General features: G+C 53.4%; 7 protein-coding genes. 3 read left to right on the top strand and 4 right to left on the bottom strand.

Annotated features, from left to right (window positions below; translation table 11 throughout):
• Positions 1-173: 173 nt before the first annotated feature.
• The 3 genes from AC19YX_RS09540 to AC19YX_RS09530 all read left to right on the top strand — a co-directional run bounded on the left by AC19YX_RS09540 (position 174) and on the right by AC19YX_RS09530 (position 3,145).
• Positions 174-434 (top strand): FimD/PapC C-terminal domain-containing protein, encoded by a 261-nt coding sequence (locus tag AC19YX_RS09540; RefSeq protein ID WP_500606118.1) that lies wholly within the window; start codon positions 174-176, stop codon positions 432-434.
• Positions 435-485: 51 nt separating this feature from the next.
• Positions 486-1,433, top strand: coding sequence for a fimbrial protein (locus AC19YX_RS09535; protein WP_500606117.1), 948 nt, complete (start codon positions 486-488; stop codon positions 1,431-1,433).
• An 827-nt stretch (positions 1,434-2,260) separates the two neighbouring features.
• Positions 2,261-3,145, top strand: a complete 885-nt coding sequence (locus tag AC19YX_RS09530; RefSeq protein ID WP_500606116.1) for an MrpH family fimbial adhesin — start codon at positions 2,261-2,263, stop codon at positions 3,143-3,145.
• Between the two features lie 152 nt (positions 3,146-3,297).
• Here AC19YX_RS09530 and AC19YX_RS09525 read toward each other — a convergent pair whose 3' ends face one another.
• The 4 genes from AC19YX_RS09525 to AC19YX_RS09510 form a co-directional block, all read right to left on the bottom strand.
• A complete protein-coding gene (locus AC19YX_RS09525) occupies positions 3,298-4,308 on the bottom strand; it encodes a fimbrial protein (RefSeq protein ID WP_500606115.1) in 1,011 nt (336 codons plus the stop codon).
• A 97-nt stretch (positions 4,309-4,405) separates the two neighbouring features.
• Entirely contained in the window at positions 4,406-6,901 is a 2,496-nt protein-coding gene (locus tag AC19YX_RS09520; RefSeq protein ID WP_500606114.1) for a fimbria/pilus outer membrane usher protein, read from the bottom strand.
• A 105-nt stretch (positions 6,902-7,006) separates the two neighbouring features.
• The gene (locus tag AC19YX_RS09515; RefSeq protein ID WP_078473197.1) at positions 7,007-7,723 is read right to left on the bottom strand and encodes a fimbrial biogenesis chaperone; all 717 of its coding nucleotides are present in this window, start codon (positions 7,721-7,723) and stop codon (positions 7,007-7,009) included.
• A gap of 46 nt (positions 7,724-7,769) precedes the next feature.
• Positions 7,770-8,375, bottom strand: coding sequence for a fimbrial protein (locus AC19YX_RS09510; RefSeq protein WP_078473198.1), 606 nt, complete (start codon positions 8,373-8,375; stop codon positions 7,770-7,772).
• Positions 8,376-8,562: the final 187 nt, after the last annotated feature.

Raw genomic sequence — 8,562 nt, 5'->3', positions numbered from 1 at the left:
CTGGAAAGGCGTGTTCGCTCGGTCATGAGACGATTGCAATTACGCCCTCAAAGAATCCGTTCTTATTTCCGGCATCCACGTATCGCCTACGCAGCATGATTTGGTGTATTTGATTGCCGGGTTAATACGGGGCCATTGCACGGGTGCAATACGCGACCATTTCCGGCACGCCCGTGTTACTGCACGTCACCCGAGACGACGGCAAAAGCCTGCCGATGGGGGCGCAGGTTGAAGACAGCGAGGGCAACTACATGACCATGGTGGGGCAGGGTGGACGGCTGTTCATCCGTACTGATCAGAACCAAGGTCAACTGGTGATCCGTTGGGGCGGCAAAGAGCATCAGAGCTGCCGTGCCAGATACGTCCTGCCTAAAGCGGCCGATCCTCAGCAGCGCGGCTACACCCTGTTGGACAGCGCCTGTGAAGTGCGTTGAGCCTTACAGTAACAGCAGCCAGTGTGCTGTGCGATTCAAGAGAGAAGATCTATGAAAACTTTGGTATTCAAATCTAAGGTGTGGCCCTGCGCGGTTGCAGGCGTGCTTTTGGCCATTAGTTCAACGTTTTCATGGGCTGCATGCACACTGACTGGGTCTGCTATTACGCAAACGATAACAGTGCCAACTACCCTGCGTGTGCCCAAGAATGTGCCCAATGGTGCTGAGATCTTTCGCTCGACTAATGTAGTGTTATCGCAGTCACCCGCATCCGTTTTCAGATGCGGGGCGGATAGATGGGGTTATGAAAACAGTATGGGCGAGACGTCAACCGATGGCCCAAGTCCAATCGGAACCACGGGATTGGGTTGGCGATGGATTTATAAAGACTACGTACTTCCTCCTTACCAAAATGGAGAGTTTTTGGTTGCCGGTTCGACGTACACCATTGTTGGTACGCAAGTCGGAATCAGGATTTACAAAATTGGTGATGTTTCGCCTGGAACAGTGGCAGTGAGTACTTTTGGTTCCATTGTAGCGGGCGGTTCCCGCATCGCGAGCCTTAAGATGTCGAATGCCATCGCGGTTACCGAAATTAGCTGCGAGACGCCTTCGGTCAATGTCAACCTGGGCAAGCAACGCAGCAGCCAGTTTGGAGGGGTGGGCACGGCCATCGGTGAAAAAGCCTTCAATATCCAGCTGAAAAACTGCCCGGCGGGTCTTGGTGGCATCAGTTATCGACTGGATCCGGTCAATACCGCTTTTGACGCTAAAAATGGCATTCTTGCACTTGATCCCGGCGGGGCTACGGGTGTCGGTATTCAGATCACGGACGACAACAGCAAGGCAGTAAGCTTGGGGGAAACCCATAAGTTTCTCAGCAGCGTCCCCTCGGGCAATTACAGCATTCCTTTGAAAGCGGCCTATTACAAGACTTCCGACACTGTGGTGGGCGGCATTGCCAATGCATCGATGCAATTCACCATTACCTACCAGTGAAGTGAAGCGCCAAGCAAAGTTAAAGTTCTGTCTAATGCCCGCGGTCGACTGCTATATCAAGTACGCTAGTCAGTAGCAAAGCCTTCCTGCTAATCAATGCAGGGGTAATTCCCCCATTTTCAGTATTTACCAGAAGTAGAACTCAAATCGCGAGGGCTAACTTTTATTTAGGGGGATGCCTCCAAGTGCAATACTAGGGTGTTCGTTATTGTACGTAAAGTAACCAAAAACCCCCTGTATTCAATAGTCTATGGGTAGTTTTTCGTTATATGGAGCCTCCCTATCTCTCCGCCATATTTAGAAAGCCCCGTAGCTCAATGAGTTACAGGCCTTTTTGTGTCTGCTTATAGTGCTCGTTTGTACTGCTGCTCTGGCATCCATCGCCTTCATTTTGAACCCATTCCCGCTTGTCGCACCCAGCGCGCCTCGTAGAGGCTTGTAGGCTGTTTTAAGCCTGTCTTCTCAGTAAAGACGGCATGTCTCCAATTCATGGTTGGCGAAAATCACCCATAGTCATCATGCGCAAGACCCGGCCGAGTGGCTGATGCTCGCATGACGGGGTATGCCCCTCTCTTTCTGGTGGCGCGTTGCCCTTGCTGCGCTGTGAGCCGGGCTCTTGTTGTGGCCTCATTCGCCGGTAACTGCTCAATGCCGATAGAAATAAAGGCATGACGACAGTGGGTAAACGGCGCTCGCCCGATTCATATTGTCTGATGCAGTGATGCGATAGCTAGGAAGCGTCCTACTTGCGCCTAGGAAACTTCCTATTTGATGTGGGTGCGGTATCTATAAAATAGATGTCAGTGCTAAAAGAGCGCGATGTTCACTTGTTGAAAGAGCTCTCTGTTGCTTTTGTCTTGAATTGTGAAGGTCTTGTAGTTGTTAACTTCAATAGGGACGAAATGAAACATAAAATTTCAATCGACTTCGGGCTTTCAATAGTGTTGTTAGTTTTTTTAGCGACCCAAGCCCATGCCATAGACCTGGCTGTGCAATCAATCAGCGGCTCAACGTATGTCATCAGGGTTTCTAATTGGTCAACTCAAGATCTTACGAACTCAAACTGTGTCAGGGCGGGCAGATGTGGGCTTAGCTTGAGTGCCACTTTTTTTTGGGGAGCAACAGTAGCGTTTAATCCTTTCACTGCCATTGGGCCGTTCGATTCCAGCAAGACGACTCCAGTCACACTGGGTGAGATGAGGTCTCAACTTGATTCACTTGGATTCTCCAACCCGTTTACAGTATCAGTGGTTTTCCCACCATTCTCCGGTGCTCGCTGTATATATATGTCGTCCGGCGCCGCAAATGGGGCAGGGAGGTCGAGTATTACCGGTTGCTTTCCTCTGGTAGTGGCACCGGAGCCGGTGAAATGTAATATCAGTGGCAATACAAATATCGATCATAGAGCACTGTTGAGCAACGCTCTGGCCGGCGCTCAAGCTTCGACTCAGTTAAGCCTTACTTGTGGTGGGGCTGCCAAAGTCATCGTTCGTGCAACTCGTACAAACTCCTATGGGGTTATGCTCAGGAGCGATGACAGTCTTTATTCCGAGGTGAAGATCAACGGTGTGGATGCCACTGATGGCATCACTGTATCCGTTGCCAATAATTTGAGCTCCGCAATCAGTATCACGTCGACTTTAAAAGTAAGAGGAACAGTCGCTCCAGGCCCGTTTTCCGGTTCTACAGTAGTGACAATCAATGTCCTTTGAGGCACCCGTTTGCGCCTGGTTTCATAAGCAAATGTGAAGACGAGTTCGATGCAACGTAGAGCAGTGAACTGTTGTAGCCGCTGTCGAAGGCTGCGCTGGCCAGAACGACCAACCTCTCTCGATATTCAGCACACCCAGTGACTTCAAGACGCTCAGTTGTACTCGATCACATAGCTCATTTCGGCGTCCGCCCTCCCAGGGGTCATGCTTGCTCCCGACTTGACGTATCGCGCTTTGATGGGCAGTCGATAAACCTCGCCTTGGCTGTCGGTGTGATCCCAGTCCATGGTCAAGGCATTGCTTTTACTGAAAGGCAGAGGCCGGCCTTTGTCATTTTCCAGCGCCAGTTGTACGCCCTTCGCGCCCTTGTCCTGGGCTGCCAAGTTCAATAAACCGGCACCTGCATTGCTTCCTTCAAAGTAGATTTTGACTGGAGGCGCTTTCTCGTGGCTCAAGCCCATGCAGCGTATATCCAGATTAACGTGCTTAATCGGCGCTTGGTTAGTGTTAAGTTGGGATAAAGCAGCCTTGCCCATGGGGACATTCAAGAGTGGGGCAGTTGATGTGCAGCCGGAAAAATAGTATTCATTTTTTACGTTTACCTGAACGCTTCCTTTTGTCGATTGTGCTGTCCAGCCATCGAGGACCATTTCAAAATCGGGTTCCAAGGTGACTGAGGTTGAAGACCCAATGCTTGAGCCTGTTCGAATAAATTCTGCGACCAGCGTTCGTAAGAAGAAACTATAGGTCCAGTTATTTCCTGGTCCCATTTGAAAGGGCAGCTGGCCCATGTTGGGAATGGCTTTGTATCTTACGCCCACCCCAGGTATCCCGCTTTCATACACATTGTTAAAACCTGGCACATTTTCCCTGGGGTGGGTCAGCTTTATATAGGCACCCACGTTAAGTGTGTCGTTGGTGCAAATTGCGGTGCCGTCGAGGTTGTCTGTTTCAATGTTGACACTGCCAAGCACTTGGCCCACAGATACCTTGGCCAGCGTTAGGTTAAGGGACGGAGTATTGAAGGTGCTGTGCCAGGTGGCCGTGCTTATAGGGTCTCTCTTGTAGTAACTGGCGCTCCAATAACAACTGGCTGCGCTAGGGGTTGCAGTAACGAATAGCAAGCTCATAAGGGTGCTGAGTGTGAGTGTATTTGGTTTCATGTGAGTTATCCGTTTTGATAGTAAAAACCTCGGCTGGGCTCTGATAGGAAGAGCGTCTCATCAGCGGTTTTTAAACGTTAATTGATGTGCCTTGCGCTCACATATTTAGGTCGCGGCAGACCGTCTTGATACGGTCATAAGCGTTTTCCTTATTTCTTTGCGGCAGTGTGTAATCTGCCAGGCAAGCGCCGTCTTTCCATTCAACTTTCAATTGGCCGCTGTCTTTGATACCGAATGCCAGCAAGCGCGAGAGGTTGTCCACCACCCCAAGGCTTTTACCGTCCTGGTCACGGGCCATGGCGCCAAATGGAATACTTGCGGCATTCTCCCGCGTCAGTTCGAACTGCACCCGGCGTCCGGACTCGGCGGAAAAACGCGCGTGAACAATGGCGCCACGGCGGGGCACGACCTGCTGTGAAGTGTTTTCCAATTCCACTTCCGAGCCCAGGGTGGAGGTTTCCACGCTGAGCCAATTGCGCCGATACGGCTGTACATAGTTGGCGATGGCGTAGCCCGAACGGTCGGTGACCACCGAAGATGAAGAGTCCAGTCCGACGCCTTCCACGCCTGGCACCTCCACCAGGGCAAAGGTTTCACCAACAGACTGGCCCAGCGTCACCCCACCGCCGTGCACAACCACGGCCCCGCTGGCCCCGAGGTCGTAGTGGGTGGTGTCCCTGGACTGTGAATAGGTCCCGCTCAAGCTGCTGTAGCGGTTATCCCAACCCACACCGAAGGATCCGGATGCATCGCTTTCTCGGCTGTAGCCGGCCTGGACGTTGTAGTTGAGCGTGTTCTGCTCATCGAGGTAGCCGGAGACTCCGCTTTGCACACTGGAATCGCCTTGCTGCGATGCCACCGCAGAGGTATAGAGTCGTGCCGAGCGGGCCGAACTGCCCAGGGGCAGGCTGATGGATGCGGTGAACTGACTGTTCTGCCGCCCGGCGATGCCGGCATTTTCGGTGCGCGAGACGGCCAGGCTGTAGTTGGCTTTGTACAGGCTGGAGCTGTAGCCCATCTGGTAGCGGCGGGTGCGCCCTGTGTCATTCCAGTAGCTGGTTTCACCGACGCTGACAAATACCGAGCCGGACCTGCCCAAGGTCTGGTTGATGTTGAGGTCGAGCCGGCTCTTTTGCTGGCCGCGCAGTGAGCCGTCTATGTATTCCAGGGCATCCACGTGCTGGCCGAAGGTTCGGTAACCCTCGGTGGAGTAGCGGTAACCGACCATGGTGAAGGTGGTGTCGGTGCGGTTGAAGGTCTTGGAGTAGAGGAACCGCGCACTCTGCCCGGCCTTCTTGCCCGAGGGCGTTTCCGAGCGGCTGTTGGTGGCATCCAGCGACATGCCGCCGATTGCGGTGTTGAGCCCGACGCCGAGGTTGACGGCTTGATACTGGTTGGCTGAAAGCACGCCGCCATAGCCGGTGAAGTTTTCGCTCAAGCCATAGATCAGCGTGCCCTGGCTGAAGTTGGGCGAGGCTTGGGTGTTGTTGCGGTATTCGCCGGCGGCCAGGTTGTAGCGCAGGCTGCCGCGTCTGATCATCACCGGCAGGAAGGAATAGGCCTGCGAGTATTTGCGCTCGCGGCCATCGGCTTCGATGATGGTGACTTCCAGGTCGCCGTTGGAACCGCCGGGGTAGATATCGGTGATTTCGAAAGCGCCTGGAGACACCGAGGAGGAATGTATCAGGTAGCCATTCTGGCGTACTTCCACCGTGGCATTGGTTTCGGCGATGCCGCGCACGACAGGTGAATAGCCAATTTCGTTATCGGGCAACATGCCGATGTCGGAGCCGACCTGGACCCCACGAAAGCGCACGCTGTCGAAAATATCACCCGCGGTGTACAACTCGCCCAGCGACAGTTTGCCTTGCAGGCGCGTCAGGTCGCGCTCGATGTAGGTCCGGTTGCTCTTGAAACGTGCCGCCACTCCGGAGCTGCCGCTGACGGAGGAGTCGTTGCGCAGGCGCCAGGCCCCGATATTCAAGCCGTTGCGCAAGCCGACATAGCCGTAGTCATTGCGAGTGCCTGCTGTGGTATTGCGGCTGAAGTTGCTCTGGTAGTTGCTATAGAACGCGGTGATGCCTTGATCCCACAGGGACGCGTCGACGTAACTTTGCGAGCGGCGTGAGATGTAGAGCTGGGGAATGCTCAGCCGCAGTTCCAGATTGTTGAGGTCGAAGTGGGTCGATGCGCCGGGAATGGTGGTAATGTTCAGCGTCATGTCATCGGGGGAATCGCTGAGCACAATGGCATCCCTTTCCAGGCGCTGTATGTCTACACCCATGTCACGCAGCAAGCCCAGACTCAGCTGGGGGGCGACTTCAGCATCCTCTGTTGCAATGAACACGATGTCCTGGCGTTTCCAGAGTGCCTGGTTGACCAAGATGTCAACGCTGTAAGTGCCGGGCATGATCCCGCTGCCGGTCTCGAAGTACTTTAAATCGACTGCGGACGCGCCTCTCTTTTTAAGAAAGGACTGGTTGAACTCCATTGAAAACCCGGCCGCCGAGTAGAGCATGCTCATAGCAGCCAAGAGCGATAGTTTTCGCCTCGGATGAACTAAGAGTTCTATTTTTTTTTGAAAAAAAAGCATGCGTGTACCGTCTGGAGTTTAAGTGCTTTCGCCGGGGTTACTAATATCAACTGACGTGAGAGTGTCGAAGGCTAGTTTCGGAAGTTTGTAATTTTGAAAAAACTTTTAGCGCGTAACAGCCGTGAATTTATCCAGCCCACCATAGTCATTGACACATTCAAACTCGACAGTACCGGTAGAAGATAAAGTCCCTTGCCATCCGCTGATGGGCAACGTAACGGTCGACCCCGGTTTGATCATGCGTTCTTTAACCCGATAGGTTAAGGAGCCAACGCCCAACTTCAGGGATGACAGGGATACGTGAAACGCGGAGGGGTTAGTCACTTCAAGCCCTTTGGCATTGATCTTCCATTGCAACTGTTTAGGCGCTTCAGCGGCACTGCCTGGTAGGCCTACGGGGCGATAGAACACCTTGATCTTTTGTCGCAATGCAATTTGCAGAATATTTTCATCCGCCGATTTTGGCGGGATTTCCTGGACGCTCAGCCAATACACCGACTCCTGCTGCTGATTGGCGCCCTTACCGTAATAAAACACCCGCAGCAATTGTTGCCTGTTGCTACCCAGGCGGCTGAGTGCAGGTGTGATGGCGAAGGGCATTTCACGGTCTTGCGCCGTTTCACTGACATCATCCGGATCAATCCAGGATTGGATCATGATGTCCTGGGCGCCCTGGTTCTTGACCAGGATGGATGATTCCTTGCTGGGGGCGGTAAAGATCAGGCGGGTACCCCCCAGGGTGATGGCCCCATGGGACATCACCGGGGCCAGTAACAGTGCAACTGGCAGGGCCAGGCGGATAAGAGGAAATAAGAAGGTCATAGGACTCCTTGTGGCGAGGAGGGCTCAGGCCCTCCTCAGGTCTTGCTTACTGGTAGGTGATGGTGAACGGCATGTTTGCAGATGCCGCACCTGTTCCCAGTTCCCCACCGTTCTTGACGTAAGCGGCACGAATGTTCAGGTCCGCGGTGTATTTCTTCTTGCCGGTACCGTCGTCAGCTTCTACCAGTGCCGCAGTGAAGTACTCGCCAGCCCGCAGGTTGAGCAATTTATTGCTGGTGTCATAGATACCGATGCCAACACCCTTGGCGCCACCAGGCTCAAGCGCCAGCAGAGCGTTATTGTTGCTATCAAAACCGCTGCCACTGGCTGGGTCGAAGGCCACTTTGACGCCTGTCAAACCAGTACCGGTGTTGCCGCAGTCGAGGCTGAGGTTGATGTTCTTGCCCGCTGCAATGGACGAGTTGGCGCCACTGGCGGAGCCAAGCGAGTCCATTGACACTTTGCCCATCGGTACGTTGATGATCTGCTTGCCATTTTCCGTACCGGCCGAAGTACCGGAGCCGCCGGTAATAGCGCATGAAGCAGCGACAATATCGCCGGTGAACTTGAGGGTGCCGTCACTGGCCATGACGGAACTTGCCAACAGGCTGGCCGTGATCAACGAAAGGAACTTTATGTGCGTAATCTTCATCGGTTTATATCCTCGAAACTCGAAAGTCTGCAGAAAGAGCCGCGAGTCTGACTGTCGCTCCTGTGGCGGAGCATCGGACGCTTCGTATGTTCTTCTAGGAAATTTCCTAAGCTGATTTTCGGCAACAGGCTGCAGGCGTTTTGAAGGAAGTGAATAAAGCAAAGCGCTAATTAAAAGGGTCGTTCAA

It is taken from the genome of Pseudomonas sp. MF09150 (assembly GCF_059862355.1).
The sequence above is the reverse complement of the archived record's forward strand: the minus strand, read 5'-3'. Positions and strand labels throughout refer to the sequence as shown.

Excerpts from the sequence above, each read along its gene's own strand:
- AC19YX_RS09535 (WP_500606117.1), top strand. The coding sequence starts at position 486 with ATGAAAACTTTGGTATTCAAATCTAAGGTGTGGCCCTGCGCGGTTGCA.
- AC19YX_RS09525 (WP_500606115.1), bottom strand. The coding sequence starts at position 4,308 with ATGAAACCAAATACACTCACACTCAGCACCCTTATGAGCTTGCTATTC.
- AC19YX_RS09520 (WP_500606114.1), bottom strand. The coding sequence starts at position 6,901 with ATGCTTTTTTTTCAAAAAAAAATAGAACTCTTAGTTCATCCGAGGCGA.
- AC19YX_RS09515 (WP_078473197.1), bottom strand. The coding sequence starts at position 7,723 with ATGACCTTCTTATTTCCTCTTATCCGCCTGGCCCTGCCAGTTGCACTG.
- AC19YX_RS09510 (WP_078473198.1), bottom strand. The coding sequence starts at position 8,375 with ATGAAGATTACGCACATAAAGTTCCTTTCGTTGATCACGGCCAGCCTG.